This is a genomic window from Limnohabitans sp. YIMB22184 (genome assembly GCF_048020265.1).
Taxonomy (GTDB): Bacteria; Pseudomonadota; Gammaproteobacteria; order Burkholderiales; family Burkholderiaceae_C; genus Limnohabitans_A.
Genome location: NZ_CP171843.1, coordinates 1,839,752 through 1,855,690, shown reverse-complemented (window position 1 = coordinate 1,855,690; position 15,939 = coordinate 1,839,752). Strand labels below are relative to the sequence as shown.

Genomic DNA, 15,939 nt, shown 5'->3' with positions numbered 1-15,939 from the left:
AGCGGTGCCGCAGTGCAATCATGGGCTGAGCCCCTAGCCAACGGGTTTGATCAATTGCCTGGCCAGGGTCACCACCACCGGCCCCAGCAGGACCGTCAGCAAAGACGGGAACACGCAAAAGATCAGCGGAATCAGCAGCTTGACGGGCAATTTTGCCGCCGCTTCTTCGGCACGCAGGCGGCGCTGGGTGCGCAAGGCATCCGAATGGACCTGTAAGGACTCGGACACGCTGGTGCCAAAGCGGTCGGCTTGGATCAGCATGGACACCAGGGCATCGATGTCTTTGAGGCCGATGCGCACCGACAAATGGCGCAGCGCGTCCGCGCGAGACGAACCCGCTCGCAAGGCCATGCCGGTCAAGGCAAACTCTTCTGACAATTCGGGTCGGGCCTGGCGAATTTCCCGCCCCACGCGTTCCATGGCGGCGTCCAGGCCCAGGCCCGCTTGCACGCAAACCCGCAGCAAATCCAGAGCGTCCGGAAAGGCGTGCAACAAAGCCCTTTGGCGGCGACGCACCTGCATGTTCAAGACCCAATCTGGCAGGTAGTAACCCGTGGCGGCGCCCAGCAGCAATGGCACAAAGCGCGGTAGGCCTTGCGGATGCCAAGGGCTGATTTCCACCAGAGCCCAGGCGATCACGGGCAGCACCAGGGTCAGCAGTGTCTTGCAGGTGAAGTAAATTTGCAGCGCTGCAGGCGAGCGCCAACCGGCATGCCAAAAGCGGACCCGCAACGCCGAGGGCGTTTCATCGTCACCGCCCGACATGGCCGCGGTCCAGGGGCTGAGCCACAGAAGCCAGGCGACAAGCCGTTCTTGCAAGCTGTGCCAGGGTGATGGGCGGCCTGAGGCGAGAGAGGGCTTCAATTGCGCCAGGCGCTCCTTGCCGGGGTCCGGCAACCAACGGACCAGCACGGCATAGCTGATGCTGACCACCAGGGCAAAAATGAGCGCGGCAAAAACAAGCGGGGTGAGTGTCATGGGGTGTTCCGCAAAGAAGTAGGGTATCGCGACATCACACGCGGATCTGGATCAGATTCCACATCCACAAGATGCCGATGGCCATCAGGGTCAAGGAGAAATAAACCAGCTGCAAACCCATGGGGTCGGTCCACAGCTTGGAGATGAAGCCAGGATTGAGCAAGGTCATGAAGGCGGCCAGCGCAAAGGGCAGGACCGACAGCACGATGGCCGAGATGCGTCCTTCGGCCGACAAAACACGCACCACACCCGCAATCTTCTGTCGTTCCCGGATCAGGTTGGCGGTGTTTTTCAAAATGTCCGCCAGGTTGCCGCCCGTTTCACTCTGGATCACCACGGCCACCACAAAATAGCGCACATCGTCGCTGGCCACCCGTGTCGATAAGGCTTGCAGTGCCTGGGCGGTGCCTACGCCGAAATTGATTTCTTCGAACACGGTCCGCAATTCATGGGACAGCGGGGGAGGGCTGTCCTTGGCGGCCAAGTGCAGGGCACTGGTGAAGGCATGGCCTGCTTGCATCGAGCGGGCGATCAGGTCCAAAGCGTCAGGCAGCGCTTGTCCGATCAGCGCCATGCGCTGGCTGCGGCGGTGCTGCAGCCAGGCCATCAACACCAGCACCGCCAAGGTGGCCAGCGCCATGGTCAGCACCGCAGGCCAGGCCAATTGGGTGCCCACAGCCAAGGCCAGCAACACCAGCCCCAAGGCCAGTGCCAGCACTTGTGCCACGCGCCAGGTCAGCCCGGTTTGCAATAAAAAATGGTCCAAAGGCACTGTGCCTGGGATGCTGCGAAGCCAACGGTCCAGGGCCGGTGCCGTGCTGAACAAACGCTCTTGGCGCAGCTTCAGGGTCGGATCGGTTTGCAGGTTCTGATGAACAGGTTTCAGTCGTTGCGACAGTGCCCGCCGACGGGGATCCAGGTACTGCCGCCACAGGCCGTACAGCCCCCACACCAACCAGCCGGCACTCAGGCCGGCCAGGCTCAGAAAGGTCCAGTAAAGCGAGTCCATGCTTCAGCTCCAGCGGTGTGTGGGTTCAAACAAATCGTCGCTCAGCGCGATGCCCCGGGTGCTCAGGCGCTGGGCAAATTTGGGCCGGATACCGCTGGCCACAAACTGCCCTTGCACCGCACCGTTGGCGGCCAGCCCGGTTTGCTGAAAGGCAAAAATCTCCTGCATGCTGATCACGTCGCCCTCCAGCCCGGTGATTTCTTGCAGGCTGGTGACTTTGCGTTGACCGTCGGACAAGCGCGAGACCTGGATCACCACCGACAGGGCAGCGCTGATTTGCTGACGCATGGCACGCGACTCGGCCTTCAGGCCCGCCATTCCCAGCATGTGCTCGAGTCGCGTGAGCGCGTCGCGTGGTGAGTTGGCGTGGATGGTGGTCATGGAGCCATCGTGACCGGAGTTCATGGCCTGCAGCATGTCCAGCACCTCGCTGCCACGTACTTCGCCCATGATGATGCGATCGGGCCGCATGCGCAGGCTGTTGCGCAGCAAGTCGCGCTGCGAGATTTCGCCTTTGCCCTCAATGTTGGCGGGCCGTGACTCCATGCGCACCACATGCGGCTGCTGCAGCTGCAATTCGGCCGCGTCTTCGATGGTGATGATGCGCTCATCCGCTGGGATGCTGGACGACATCACATTGAGCAAGGTGGTCTTGCCACTGCCCGTGCCGCCTGACACCAGCAGGTTCACGCGCGCCTTGACCAAGCCCTGAATCAATTCGGCCATGCCGGCTGTGAAAGCCCCGGCCTTGATCAGGTCCTGCACCGTGAAAGGCACGACTGCAAATCGGCGAATAGACAGCAAGGGCCCGTCAATCGCCAGCGGCGGGATGACGGCATTGACACGTGAACCATCGGGCAGACGGGCATCCACCATGGGGCTCATCTCGTCCACGCGCCGCCCGATGCGCGACACAATGCGGTCAATCACGCGCAGCAAATGCGCATCGTTGTCAAACTGGATGTCGGTGGCCATGATCTTGCCGCGCCGCTCGGCAAACACCTGAAAAGGTCCATTGACCAAAATGTCCGACACCGTCGGGTCCGATAACAAGGGCTCGATCGGGCCCAAGCCCAGCATCTCGTCCTGAATGGCCTGGATGATCATCCTTCTCTCGGTTTCGTTCACCGCCAGGTTGTGCGTGGCAATCAGACTTTCGGTCAGGGTTTTCAGCTCAGCGCGCAGGCGCTCTGGCGACATGCTTTCCATGCGTTGCCAATCCATGAGAGCCAAAATTTCCTGGTGGATTTGGGTTTTGATCTCATCCACGCGCACAGCGGAGGAGCGCCCGTTCAACGGCGTCTGACTGGGACTGAGCAAGGCCACCATTGGGGTGGATTTCTCAAATTGGGATCGCAAATTGAGGTTCACTGAACACTCCTGTGGTGAGAGGTCGGGGTTGTTGAGGGCCTGGCTTTTTCGAAAGGGGTCAAGCCGCTTTGCTGATCCAGCGTTGCATCCAATGTCGTGGTTTGGGCGCTCGGGTGTCCAGCACATCTCCTGTGCTTTCGCGCAAGGCGTGCATCACAGCGTTGTGGGCATGCACCGCCGACAGGGGTTGCCCCGTGTGCAGCGCCTCGTTCACCCATTGCGGGTTGTGGGGAATGGTTTGGCTGACTTTCAGACCCACGGTCTTTTCCAGATCACTCAGGCTCACCCAGCCGTCGGGCGCGAAGCGATTGACCAGCAGGCGCAGCTTGTCTTCTTGGCAACCGAGCGAGCGCAGCATGCTCACCAGCCGCTGGGCATCGCGCACATCGGGCGTGTTGTTTTGCATCACGATGTAGACCACATCGGCCATGTCGAGGACTTTCAGCGACAAAGCGTTCAGGTTGCGCGGCAAGTCCACGATGACTTGCTTGTGCAGGTTGCGCACCAGGGCCAACACTTTTTCAATGTCGTGTGCGCTGATCGCCATGGCGCTTTCCAAGTCTTGCGGCGCGGCCAGCAGGTTCAGCTGCGGTGTGACCGCATGCAGGCAACTGCTCAGCAGCTGGGCATCCAAACGATCGATCTGCCGGGTCAGGTCGCTCAAAGTGTTTTTGTTGGCACCGCTGCCCAGGTAAAAGGAGGCGTCGCCAGATTGCAGGTCCAGGTCCACAAATGCGCATGAAAGCTTGTGTTCATCGGCCATGATGTAGGCCATATTGGCCGCCACAAAACTGGTGCCGGTACCGCCTTTGCAGCCTATGAAGGCGACCAGCCGGGCCGGTGTCGCCGCGGTTGCACTGTGGGGCACGATCGTCAGGCTGTCGGACCAACGCCCCAGGCTGAGGGCCAGATCTTGTGGCGGCGGGGGCAGCGGCAGCAGCTCGCGCACGCCGGCCCGCATGGCGCGCATCAACAAGGCTTTGCTGCTGTCTTCACTGAACAACAGCACATTCAGTTGCGGTCGACTGCGCAGCCAGGTCTCCAGCGCGGTCAAATCTTCGGCCAATTGGCTGGGTATGCTGTCCAGCAACAAGATGCCGCTGTCGATGCCGTTGAGCAAAGGCAGCAAGGCTTGGCCGGGCGGGCGCAAGGCCGCACTTTGCAGGGGCAGCTTGCTTTGCAAGACGCTGCTGCGCAGGGTGTTCAGCAAGCTTTCATCGGATGCAATCACAAAGGTGGACATGTGTGGCCTTTCTATCGAGCGCTGGCCGAGCCCAAACCGATGTTGAACACCGGTGCGGGCGCTGGCGGGCTTTTGAAACTGTCCTGGTAACGCGTCACAGCCGCATGGGCCGCCACGCCATCGGTTTCGGGCTGTGGGCTGGGGTGGTGTTGGCGCATGCGCTCGCGCATGCTGTCCGACATGGGGCCCTGCATATCGGCCATCGAGCCCATGTGACCCATGGGGCAGCCTGCTGCACCCATCGGATGCATGCAAGCTGCGGGCGTGCTGTTCAGGGTTTGCTGTGTTTGCGCTTTTTTGACGGCGTCGCCAAATCGCTGGTCAACGGCTGTGGGCGCCGTGTTGCAGGCGGCCAGAGTCAGGCCAAGCAAGCTGCTGGTTAGCCAGCGCAGCGGGGCATGGGAGGTGTTGAGGGGCATGAAAGTCTCCTGGCTCAGTTGGCGGGGTGGTGGGCTGCTGCCGAGGGCTGCGCTGCTGGGGGCTTTGCAGGCGGTGGCGACTGGCCTTCGAGTTGGCCGTTGAGGAAAAACTCGGTGCGCGTGGGCTGGATGTAAGCGTCGGTGGGCAAGGCGTAGTCCGGCGGCAACACCTTGGCCAACCGCGGTGTCACCACAAACAACAGCTCGGACTTCTCGGTTTGGAACGCGCTGCTGCGGAACAGGGCACCCAGCACAGGCAGTTCGCCCAGCACCGGGAAGGCCTTGATGGCTTCGGTGACATTGTTCTTGACCAAGCCCCCGATGGCGAAACTCTCGCCATCGCGCAGCTGCACGGTGGTCGAGGCGCGGCGGGTGGTGATCGAGGGCAGCAGGCTGCTTTGGTCACCCAAGCCCTTCACCGTGGTGCCCACTTGCGAGAGTTCCGAGACCTCCGGCGTCACGCGCAGGTTGATCAGGCCATCTTCCAGCACCGTGGGCAAAAAGCGCAGGCCCACGCCAAACTCTTTTTCTTCCAGCGTGATGGTGGTGCTGCCCGTGGAGCTGGTTTGGGGCACGGGGATGAAAATCTTGCCGCCCGCCAGGAAGGAGCCTTCCTGGCCGCTGACGGCGGTGATGGTCGGCTCGGCCAGCACCTTGACCAGACCTTTTTTCATTTCGGCCGTGAGCGTGATGACGCTGCGCCCATTGGCCCGGGTGGCGGTGATGGCGGTGGCGCCCTCGCTCAGGAATTGCGACAGCAAGTTCACCGAGGTGTTGCCGACGGCGCGTGTCAGGTTCAGGTCCACGCCCAGCTCATCGAGCAAGCTCTTGGAGACTTCGGCCACCTTGACCTCCAGCATGACTTGCTGTGCACCATGCACCCGCAGCATGTTGATGACTTTCTTGCCACCGTTGAAAGCTTCGGTGAGGGCCATCAAGCGCTGCACTTTCATGCCGTCGCTTACGCGGCCGCTCAGCACCAGGCTGTCGTTCACCGTGTCCACACGCAGGTTTTCGGTGCTGGGCACATATTCGCGCAGCTTCGCATGCAGCGTGTCGGTGTCGGCGCCGACCGTGATGTCACGCAAGCTGGTGCTGCCTTGTGCGGTCCAGACCAGCAGGTTGGTCTGCCCGGTTTTTTTGCCCAGCAGGTAAATTTCGCGCGGATTGATCAACACCACATCGGCCACCTCGGGGTTGCCCACTGACAAGCGGGCGGCGTTTTCAGGCAGTTGCAGCAGCATCGATTTGCCTGCGGTCAAACGCAAGGGGGCTTCCATCTTGACGGGGCCTTGCGTCATCACTTCCGGTTTGCTGGACGCTTTGGCGGTGGCGCGGGCAGGTGTTTTGGTGGGCGAGGTGACACCGGGTTCGGCCGCTGTGGCCAGGGTGGGCATCAGCCCTGCCGCGCACAGCATGGCGGTCAGGGTCCATGTGTGTGGGGTGCATCTGGAGGGCAGCGCAACGCGCAGCCCAGGTCTGGGTGCATCGATGGTGCGGGTGGCGAGGGGTGAGGCGGGGTGGGCAGGTGCGATCAGTGTGGATGGCATGAGGCTCTCTTTGTGGTGACGAAGGAACAAGCGCAGGGATGAATGGGGGCATGTGCAAGGGCACAGGCTGCGAGCGTGGGGTTTTGGCGCCACGTCACTCCTGTGTCAGTGACATGCCACGGATGACTTCCAGCCTGGGGGGCTCGGCCACCAGAAGACGTGCCGCTGGCTTGGCCTGCGGGGTGTGCAGCACAGGGCGTGGCAGGGGCAAGCTGACGCCGGGTTGCAGCAAGTCCAGCTTGCGGGCACCTGCCGTCAGGACCGGTGTGTTATCGCTTTGGCTGCGCAGCACCAGAGACAAGGTGCCCACGCTGCGGGCCAAGTCAATCTGCTCGGCCTGTTGGGGGGTGACCTGCAAGGTCACGGCGTTCACCACGCGGGGTTTGTTTTCGCTGCTGGAGACATCTTGTGCCACAGCCAGGACCTGGATGCGCTCGATCACGATTTTGGAGACCGGCTGGTTCTGGCTGTCGGGTGTGTTGACCATCACATCTACATAGTTGCCAGGCAGTGCGAAACCCGCCACGCCCACGATTTCATTGACCTTGACCGTGACAGCCCGTTGCCCGTCGCTGAGCACCGCCGACAGACCGCCTTTTTCTCCTACTGGCGCGAGCTTGCTGTGCAGCAAAGGTTCACCGCGCAGCACCGGCATGTGGATGACACGGTCCAGCGCATCGTCCAGCTGGGTCAGCGGATCTTTGATGGCCGCCGCCTTGGGCCATTGGATTGTTTCCAACATGTCGGGCATCAACCGCGTGCCCATTTGTAAATCACGCTTGGCCACAATCACTTGCAAGGTGGCCGTGGCGCCTTGCTGTTTGAGCCAACTGGCGGCATAGACAGCAGCAGACAGACCCAATGTGAGGGCCAGCAACAGCACCCCCAAAGGACGGATATTTTTCATGGGTGTATTCCTTGCAAAGTCATCAAATCTCAGCGCATCGGCCACGTGTTGAACAAATGGACGGCTGTGCCCGCACCAATGGCGACTGCATAAGGCATGCGCGTGTGCCCCACAGGCATGGCGTTGGGTGTGGCCAGGTGGCCGTGTTGACGGTTCAGCCAGATTTGGGCCAAACCCGTTTTCAGGTTCTGCAGCACAGAACCCAGTTGCGAAGTGAGCAGTGCCCAGGTGATGGACAAAACGCCGCCGGCCAACAGAATCAGCAGGTTCACCCACAGCATGTCGGGGTGGCCCACAAACAGGCCTGTGGCACCGGCCAGCTTCACATCGCCCGCGCCCACTGCGCGCAGCAGATACAAGACCAGAAAACCAAAGAAGCCCACCATGCCCCCTGCGATGGCCGACCCCAGGCCGATGCCATAGGGCGACACCGACAGCCCTAAGGCGGTCAGGCTGCCCCACAGCACCAAGGTGTTGGGAATTCGTCGCATTGCAGCGTCTTGCCACATGGCGGCCAACAACATGGCGGCCAGTGCAGCCAGGTGCGTCCAGTCAAATAGGCTGAAGGGCATGGTGAGTTTCAACTTTCAAACTGGTGAGTTCATTCAACCAGGGAGCTTGGCGACGATGTCGTTAAAAATACTCGTCAATTCAGTACCCACAGCGGTAACGGGAACGATGATGGCCACAGCGATCAGCGATGCCAGCAGACCGTATTCGATGGCGGTGGCGCCATGCTCGTCAGCCAAGAATGCTTGAAACGATTTGGAAAAGTTTTTCATGTTTGAAACTCCAGAGTTGAAAAAAAGATGAACTTCAAGCCTTGCTGTCACTGACTGAGCGCGTCTTTGGGGCACGCACTCCGAAGTGCTTGGGGCTTTGCAGCGGTCTTGATTTCTCAAGACCGAGAGGGCAATTTAGAAAAATAAAGACCCACGCACAGTGATCTGCTGCACACAAGCACTGTGACGGGTCTGATGTTTTGGGGGTGTGCTCCAGCGCACCGTTCATGCGCTCAACATTCTTTAAGGTCTTGGCTTTGCAACAGGTCTTGCATGGCCGTTTGAGGAGCTTGCTGATGAGGTGCTTTTCGACCCAAGAGAAATTGTCTGCAGGTCACGCGCATGGGTTTGCCAGGGCGCTTTTGCACAGACACCGTGCGCACAGTGCCAGCGGCCCGAGGCACCAGCGATCACAACGTGGCGCTGCCGCGGTCGAATTTGCCTTGGTGCTGCCGTTGCTGCTGGTTTTGCTGATCGGGGGCATCGACATGAGTTTGGCCTTGTACGACAAGGCGGTCATCACCAATGCCAGCCGCGAAGGGGCCAGGGCGGGCATCGTGGCGCGCAACCCGCCTATCAGTGAGGCCGAAATTCGCCAGGTGGTGCTGGCCTACACCCAAAGTGCGTTGGTGAACTTCGGACCCGAAAAACCGCAACCGAGTGTGAGCGTTGAGCAAGGCATTTTGGGCACAGACCCGACGCTCAAAGTGTCTGTTAATTACACCTTTCAAGGCATTGGTTTGGGTGATTTGTTCAGCAGCTTGGGGCAGCCCTGGGTGCTGAGCGCGAGCACGGTCATGGTTTACGAGTGAAGGACTCACACATGAAAAAGAAAAGCACGACCTCTTTGGCGCAGCAAAAGGGTGCAGTCACCGTGCTGGTGGCATTGACCTTGCCTGTGTTGGTGGGTGCTGCCGCTTTGGCGGTGGATCTTGCCTACCTGCATGTGGTGCGCAACGAATTGCAAAACGATGCCGACGCCGCCGCATTGGCCGGTGCGCGGGCGCTGTACAAAAAGAATCTGGCTGCTGCAGATTGGACTTCGGCGGCAGACACGGCACGCAATGCTATCGCCTTGAACCGTGCGGCAAGTCACGCTCTTGCCGATGGTCAGGTGCAGACCGGTTACTGGGATACACAACAGACCACAGCAGGTTTGCAAGGGCTGCCCATGACGCCCTCTGCCACCGACGCGCCTGCTGTGCAGGTGAGCCTTGCCAAAAGCGATGGACAGAACCAGGGGCCTGTGCGCACATTTTTAGCCAACATTTGGGGCATCTCGTCAGTGCCTGTTCGGGTCACAGCCGTGGCAGGCGTGACCAGCCCCGGCATCGTCAAGCCCGGTGGCTTGTTTCCGCTGGCCATTTCAGACTGTATGTACCAGAAGTTTTGGAGCATGCAGTCCGCCGGGCCACGCATCGATGCGACCACAGGAAAACCTTATGTCTTCAAAATCGGTTCGCTCTATCACTACGAAAACTGCAACTCTGGCGAGTGGTCATCGCTGAACGTCAGAGCGCCAGGGGCCAACACGATCGACACCATGATCGAGACGGGTAATCCTGTTGCCATGTCTGTAGGCGACGAAGCTTGGATGCAATCGGGTGTGAAGGCCAGCTTGTATGCCGATGTCAAAAAATGCAGTGCTGCAGGCAACAAGCAATGCGAATATGTGGTGGTGCCTACCTTGAGTCAGGTGGTCTCAGGCACTTCCGCAACCATTGTGGGGTTTGCATGTCTGCATGTGCTCAATGCCGTGGGTGGGAACGACAAATACGTGTTGGTTGAGATGAGCACCCAATGCCAATCACCATTTTCGGGTGGTGCGGGTCCCAACTATGGCGTGGTGTCGCCCCCCAGTTTGTTCAAGTGAATGAACGCCGCCGCGCAGTTCAGCGTGTCTCGATGGCGCTGAAGTCTGTGCGTTCTTGCTTCAGTTCTGGACGGGACACGGGCTGTCCCAGGTTGTTGGTGATCTGGCAATGTGCGTGGTGCACATCCACCACGTCGCCATCGGTGAGAGGCACAACCGGTCCTGCGTGATCACGCAGCACAGCTTGGTCGCTGGTCACGAAGGTGCTGTGCCCGTTGCAGCCTAGCCACAAGGGCGCACCGGATTGCGCTGCAATCAGACGCTGGGGCTGGTCATGGAACATCACCCCCAGGGCCATCGCCCCAGACAGCAGGGCCAGTGCCCTGCGCACCGCTTGCACCGGGTCATTTTGGTAGGTGGCGTCGATCAGGTGTGCCAGTATTTCCGAGGCACTTGGACTGGTTGCGTGGTAGCCCCGCTCGCGCATGGCCTCGCGCAGCGCCGGGCTGACCTGCACCTGTCCGAGCAGGACCACCGCGATCCGGGCAGGGCTGTTCAGGGTGGCATCGGGACCATGGCTCATGTGGGGCAGCGCGTGTTGCAGGGCATTGGGGCCGAATGCATCCGTTTGGCCGGTGTGGCCCATGCCCACTTGGGCGTGCAGGCCATGGAGACCGTTGGGGCTGGACCGGGCCATGTGTTCGATCCAGGCCGAAACCCGCTGCGCCCGGCGGTGCCGGTGCAAGCGCGGCGGGCTCTGCGTCTGACCTTGGCGGCCGTGCACCACCAGACCACAGCAGTTGTGACTGGCTTGCTCCATGCGCTGCAGTTGGTGCAGCAAGTCGGGCACGGCGTTGCGCGTGGAGACGATGCCGATGATGCTGCTCATGGTCTGCTCCTGCGTTGTCAGCGCTCTCGCAGGGCTTGCGTCATGGATTGCAGGGGTCTGAGCAAATACTCCAGAACCGTTTTCTGCCCTGTTTTGATTTCGACCGTCGCGGTCATACCGGGCGTAGCGGTCAGGCGCATGCCATGGCGGTCCAACCGTTGGTCCACAATGCGCACCAGAATGCGGTAGTAACCTTCTTCCAGATCAACCGGAGCCGCACCGGGTTTGCGGGGTTTGTTTTCATCGCGCAAGGTGTCGGGGCTGATGTGATCCAGAATGGCCTCCAGTCCGCCGTATTTGTTGAAGTCATAAGCAGTCAGCTTTACCACGGCCGCTTGGTTGACTTTGAGGAACGCCACCTCAGAGGGTTTGACATAAGCTTCGACCAGCATGTCGTCTTTGACGGGGACGATTTCCAAAATGCTTTGACCGCTTTGAATGACCGCGCCCAGCGTGGTTTGCTGCACGTTTTTCACAATCCCTTCCATCGGTGAACGGATGACGGTTTTCTTGAATGCGTCTTCGCGGGCCAAGGTGTTTTCGCGGGTTTGCGACAACTCGGACTCCACCCGCACCCATTCGTTGCTGGCATCGGTCAGGTAGCGGTTGCGCCGCTCGGCCATGTGCGATTGCATGTCGGCGTATTGGCGCTTGAGGCGCAGCAGTTCCACCTCGGACATCACGCCTTGCTCGACCAGGGGGGTGGTCAGGCTCAACTCTTTGGACAGCTGCTCCAGCGATTGCTGCATGGCCGCCATTTGTTCATTCAGTGCGCGTTTGCGTGCGTGGTAGGCCTGTGTTTCGCGCCGCACCACCATGGGTTCATTTTGGACATGCACCGGAAACTGCAAGGCTGTGCCATAAGCCTCGGCTTGCAAACGCGCCGCTTGTGCCGACAGTGCGATCCATTTTTCTCGTGCTTCCCTAAAAACCGGCCCGGCACGCGCATCGTCGATGCGCAGCAAAACCTGGTCCTTGACCACCGCATCGCCTTCGCGCACCAACAATTCGGCCAGCACCCCCGAATCGAGGCTTTGAATCACCTGCTCACGGCTGGAGGGAATAACTTTGCCTGTGCCCCGGGTGATTTCGTCCAAATCGAAGCTGGCCGCCCACAGCAGTGCCACCACCAGCACGATGCCCAGGGTCCAAACCAGGTAGCGGCTGGTTTGGCGTTCGTCGTCTTCGATACTGGGGCCACCCGGGATCAGCAAGGGTTGGGTATTTTTTTTGAAGATGGACATGTGGATTCCTCTCGCCCTCAGGCTGCGGCAGGTGTCGTGGGTGCTGCGGGTGCAACGGGTGTTGCGGCGCTGGCATTGGCTTTGCTGGGGGTTCGTGTGCGCGTGGTTTGCCCTGATTTAGGAGCCACCCCCACGGCGAGTTTCCGCAGGACTTCTTCGCGCGGACCCTCCAGCAAAATCTGGCCGTTGTCCATCAGGGCTATGCGCTCCACCCACACCAGCAACTGCAGGCGGTGGGTGGACAGCACCAAGGTGCGTCCCTGGAGCCATTGGCCCAGCACCTCGATCACTTTGGCTTCGCTGGTCTGGTCCATCATCGAGGTCGGCTCGTCCAGGAACACCAGGGCCGGGTCGCGCAGCATCATGCGGGCAATGGCCAGCATTTGCCGCTGGCCACCCGACAAGCCACCGCCAGCCTCGGTCAGCGGCATGTCCAGACCACGCGGGTGGCTGGCCACCATGGCGTACATGTCGAGCTTTTGCAGCACCTCGATGAGCCGTGTGTCGCTGATCCAGCTGTCCGACAGCACCAGATTGTCGCGCAGGCTGCCTTGAAACAGTTGGGCCTCCTGGCCCACATAGCCCAGGCGGCTGCGAATTTCGGCCGGTTCGAGCTGCTGCAGGTCCACCCCGTCGATCGAGACCCGCCCACCCAGCGGCGTGTACAAGCCGGCCAGCAAACGCAGCAAGGTGCTTTTGCCGCTGCCAATGCGCCCGAGCAATGCCAGGTGTTGGCCAGCGGGCAGGTTCAATGTCAACTTGCGGATGACGGGGATCTGGTGCTCGCCTGGGTAGGCAAATTCAAGTTGGTCGGCGCTCAGGCTGCCTGCGATGCGCTCGGGCACCACATAGCGGCGCTCGCCATCGCGGTCGCGGGGGCGCTTCATCAGGGCGTCCAGCGTGTCGAGCGAGCTGCGGGCCTGTTGGTAGCGTGCGGCCAATGCCATGATGCTGCCCAGCGGTGAGATGGCACGACCGGCCAGGATGACCGAGGCGATCAGGCCGCCGAGGGTGAGGGAGTTGTCACCGATCAGGTACACCCCATACACCACCATGCCCACCGTCACCAGTTGCTGCAAAGTAGCGGTCAGGCCCAGCATCAGGTTGGTGAGGGAGCGGATCTGTTTGTACGAATCGGTGGCGGCCAGGTTGGCGTTTTCCCAGCGCCTTTGCAAGTAGCTCTCGGCATTGTGGGCCTTGAGCATTTCCAGATTGAGCAGCGACTCGACCAACACACTTTGCTTGTCACCGCTCTCCTTCATGTTCTCTCGCATGGCCCGCATCAGCGGGCGCTGTGCCCACAGACCCACGATCACCAGAATCGGTACAGCCGCAGCCGGTATCCAGGCAATCGGGCCGCCGATGACACCGATCAGCACCAGGAACAGCAAGATGAACGGCATGTCGACCACCAGCACCATCGAGGCCGAGGACATGAAGTCGCGCAGCGATTCGAAGTCGCGCATCGAGCTGGCGAAGATGCCAATGGATTGCGGGCGGTGTTCCAGTCGGATGGCCATGATCTCGCGCAGCAGCATAGCGTTCAGACTCAGATCGGCTTTGCGGCCCGCCAGATCGACCAGCCTGGCCTTGAGCCAGCGCACGCCAAACTCCAGCAGGATGGCCACCGTGGTGCCAATGGCCAGCGTCCACAGCGAGGTGTAGGCCTGGGTGGGCACCACCCGGTCGTAGACGTTCATGGCAAAGAACACGGCCGCCAGCGTGAGCACGTTGGCCACCACGGCCGCCATCATGGACTCGATGTAAAAGCCCTTGTAGCGCCACACCGTGTTCCAGAACCATGACAGGGCCGCGCCTTTGAAGGGCACCAGTTGCTGGGCCGACTTTTGCGTCGCTGCTTTGACCACCAGGATCTCGCCGTAGCTCAGGCGTTGGAGCTCGTCCATGGACATGGCGATGTCGGCCATGCCGGTTTCGGCTGTCAGCACCTGGGCGGTTTGGCCAAGCACCGACACCAGCACCACCGCGCGGCCATCGACCAGGGGCACGATGACGGGCAGCACGTAACTGGGGATTTGCGCCAGTTCTGTGCGCGACCAGACCGCGATCATGCCGTGCAGCTGGGCCAAATCGGGGTAAGCATTCATGGGAATCCGGCCTTCTTCGTCCACAGCGAAACCTGCACGCAGTGCCGAGAGGTGGACTTCCCGGTCGATCCGTTTGGCGGTCATGGCCAGGCATACCAGCAAGGGATCGCGTTCGGGTGCGCTGGACGGGCCAGTCGGTGGTGTGGTCACGGGCGCTTTGGTAGCGCTGTGGATGTCCGAAGCGGAAAAAGCAAGTTGGTCCATGGGGTCACTCTGGGTGGTGGGGTGGGGTGGGCGTAGGCGCGGCCAATTCGGCAGGCCACTGCGGCGCGAGGCTGTGGTCGCCGAAGGCCTTGGCCAGGGTGACCACCACGGTGTCCGGTGCAGCCTGCAGGGCAGCACCTGCAGGCGCCCGGGCAGTGGCGCTTGGCGCATAGGCGTTGGCCAGTTGGCCCAGACTGGCCAGGATGCGGGCCTGAGACAAGCGCGATTCGTGCAAGGCGGTGGCCGCATTGCTTTGGTAGGTGTACAGGTCGCTTTGGATGTTCAACAAATCGAGCAAGGAACGACGGCCCACACGGAACTGCTGGACATAACCTCGTGCCAGATCTTGCGCTGTGAGGGCTTGCTGTTGCCCCATGGTGGCACGGCTGGAGGAAGACAACCAGCTGGCCCAGGCGCTGGCCAGTTCTTCGCTCAGGATCAGCCGTGTTTCCTGAAGGTCGGACTCCAGCGCCTGCAAATTGGCGGTGGCCACGCCCACGGCGCCACGGGCTGTGCCGCCATCGAACAAGGGCAGGTTCAACTGCAGTTGGGTGACAAACTGACCGTCGGTGATGCCAGGTGTGGTCGATTTGGCATGCGTGAGGTTGACCGTGGGCGCATTTTGGGCTTGGGCATAACGGATGCTGGCCGCTGCGGCCTCGCGTTGCGCCAGAAGTCTGGCAATCACCGGGTGTTGATCGCCCAGCTGCGCCTGGGCCTGGTCCAGCGAGGCATAAGGCACGGGGGGCGAAAAGTCCAGGCCGCTGGGCTCAGCCGGTGCCGGGGCCATCAGCATGCGGGCCAAACGCTCTGCAGCCACCGCCCGCTCGGTCTCATTTTTGAGCAAGACCAGTCGGGCGTTGTCATGGCGTACCTGCGCCTGGTTCAAGTCGATGCGGCGGCCCGGATCGACTTGGGTGATGGTCTGGAAGTCCTGCAGGATTTTGTCGTGGGTACTCAAATTTTGCTGGGCCAGGCTCACCATCTGCCTGGCGTGCGCCCACTGCAGATAGGCTTCGCTGCTGAGCAGGGCCACGTCGTCGCGGGTGATCTGTTCCTGTTTTTGACTGGCCTTGGCCAGCGCCTCGGAGCGTTCGACATCGGACTGGATGCGTCCGCCTGACCACAGGTTCAAGCTCAAGGTCGGGGTTTGCGTCCAGCGCTTACCCAAGGCGTCGTTGCGGTAGTCGCTGTAGGTGCCGGACCAAGACAGCTGAGGCCAGTGCGCACCTTTGGCACGGGTGATGTCCGACCGGGCGGCTTCTGTTTTAGATTTGGCCGAGGCGATGCTGGGGTAATTGGCCAGGGCCATCCATACCGCCTCTTGCAGGCTTTGTGCACAGCACCAACTTGGCAGCAGGGCGGCTGCAAGGCACCATGTGTGGGGGGTCAACAGTGACATAAACCTCCTGTGTTTTTAGA

Annotated in this window: 15 protein-coding genes; 2 read left to right on the top strand and 13 right to left on the bottom strand. The window is 61.1% G+C overall.

Annotated features, from left to right (window positions below):
• Positions 1 to 33: 33 nt before the first annotated feature.
• The 9 genes from ACHEXL_RS08555 to ACHEXL_RS08515 all read right to left on the bottom strand — a co-directional run bounded on the left by ACHEXL_RS08555 (position 34) and on the right by ACHEXL_RS08515 (position 8,259).
• Entirely contained in the window at positions 34 to 978 is a 945-nt protein-coding gene (locus ACHEXL_RS08555) for a type II secretion system F family protein (protein ID WP_416558912.1), read from the bottom strand.
• A gap of 34 nt (positions 979 to 1,012) precedes the next feature.
• Positions 1,013 to 1,987 carry a type II secretion system F family protein gene (locus tag ACHEXL_RS08550; protein WP_416558911.1) on the bottom strand — a complete coding sequence of 325 codons (975 nt, stop codon included), beginning with the start codon at positions 1,985 to 1,987 and terminating at the stop codon, positions 1,013 to 1,015.
• Positions 1,988 to 1,990: 3 nt separating this feature from the next.
• Positions 1,991 to 3,316 carry a CpaF family protein gene (locus ACHEXL_RS08545; protein WP_416561327.1) on the bottom strand — a complete coding sequence of 442 codons (1,326 nt, stop codon included), beginning with the start codon at positions 3,314 to 3,316 and terminating at the stop codon, positions 1,991 to 1,993.
• A gap of 100 nt (positions 3,317 to 3,416) precedes the next feature.
• Positions 3,417 to 4,601 (bottom strand): AAA family ATPase, encoded by a 1,185-nt coding sequence (locus ACHEXL_RS08540; protein WP_416558910.1) that lies wholly within the window; start codon positions 4,599 to 4,601, stop codon positions 3,417 to 3,419.
• 11 nt (positions 4,602 to 4,612) lie between these two features.
• A complete protein-coding gene (locus tag ACHEXL_RS08535; protein ID WP_416558909.1) occupies positions 4,613 to 5,020 on the bottom strand; it encodes a hypothetical protein in 408 nt (135 codons plus the stop codon).
• Positions 5,021 to 5,034: 14 nt separating this feature from the next.
• Positions 5,035 to 6,570: a type II and III secretion system protein family protein gene (locus ACHEXL_RS08530; RefSeq protein ID WP_416558908.1), complete on the bottom strand. Its 1,536-nt coding sequence runs from the start codon at positions 6,568 to 6,570 to the stop codon at positions 5,035 to 5,037.
• 94 nt (positions 6,571 to 6,664) lie between these two features.
• The gene (gene cpaB, locus ACHEXL_RS08525; protein WP_416558907.1) at positions 6,665 to 7,477 is read right to left on the bottom strand and encodes a Flp pilus assembly protein CpaB; all 813 of its coding nucleotides are present in this window, start codon (positions 7,475 to 7,477) and stop codon (positions 6,665 to 6,667) included.
• 29 nt (positions 7,478 to 7,506) lie between these two features.
• Positions 7,507 to 8,049 (bottom strand): A24 family peptidase, encoded by a 543-nt coding sequence (locus ACHEXL_RS08520; protein WP_416558906.1) that lies wholly within the window; start codon positions 8,047 to 8,049, stop codon positions 7,507 to 7,509.
• A 33-nt stretch (positions 8,050 to 8,082) separates the two neighbouring features.
• Positions 8,083 to 8,259 (bottom strand): Flp family type IVb pilin, encoded by a 177-nt coding sequence (locus ACHEXL_RS08515; RefSeq protein ID WP_416558905.1) that lies wholly within the window; start codon positions 8,257 to 8,259, stop codon positions 8,083 to 8,085.
• A gap of 323 nt (positions 8,260 to 8,582) precedes the next feature.
• Here ACHEXL_RS08515 and ACHEXL_RS08510 point away from each other — a divergent pair, with 323 nt between their 5' ends.
• Positions 8,583 to 9,071 (top strand): TadE/TadG family type IV pilus assembly protein, encoded by a 489-nt coding sequence (locus ACHEXL_RS08510; RefSeq protein WP_416561326.1) that lies wholly within the window; start codon positions 8,583 to 8,585, stop codon positions 9,069 to 9,071.
• Between the two features lie 11 nt (positions 9,072 to 9,082).
• Complete coding sequence (locus ACHEXL_RS08505) at positions 9,083 to 10,132, top strand: TadG family pilus assembly protein (protein ID WP_416558904.1); 1,050 nt, start codon at positions 9,083 to 9,085, stop codon at positions 10,130 to 10,132.
• A 19-nt stretch (positions 10,133 to 10,151) separates the two neighbouring features.
• On the opposite strand, the gene ACHEXL_RS08500 is transcribed toward ACHEXL_RS08505, so the two are convergent.
• From ACHEXL_RS08500 to ACHEXL_RS08485, 4 genes are read right to left on the bottom strand one after another with little or no spacing between them, the layout of a single operon-like run.
• Positions 10,152 to 10,961: a hypothetical protein gene (locus ACHEXL_RS08500; protein WP_416558903.1), complete on the bottom strand. Its 810-nt coding sequence runs from the start codon at positions 10,959 to 10,961 to the stop codon at positions 10,152 to 10,154.
• A gap of 17 nt (positions 10,962 to 10,978) precedes the next feature.
• Positions 10,979 to 12,205, bottom strand: a complete 1,227-nt coding sequence (locus ACHEXL_RS08495; protein ID WP_416558902.1) for an HlyD family efflux transporter periplasmic adaptor subunit — start codon at positions 12,203 to 12,205, stop codon at positions 10,979 to 10,981.
• A 17-nt stretch (positions 12,206 to 12,222) separates the two neighbouring features.
• On the bottom strand, positions 12,223 to 14,517 hold the full coding sequence (locus ACHEXL_RS08490; RefSeq protein WP_416558901.1) for a type I secretion system permease/ATPase: 2,295 nt from the start codon (positions 14,515 to 14,517) through the stop codon (positions 12,223 to 12,225).
• Between the two features lie 4 nt (positions 14,518 to 14,521).
• Positions 14,522 to 15,910 (bottom strand): TolC family protein, encoded by a 1,389-nt coding sequence (locus ACHEXL_RS08485; RefSeq protein ID WP_416558900.1) that lies wholly within the window; start codon positions 15,908 to 15,910, stop codon positions 14,522 to 14,524.
• Positions 15,911 to 15,939 lie beyond the last annotated feature (29 nt).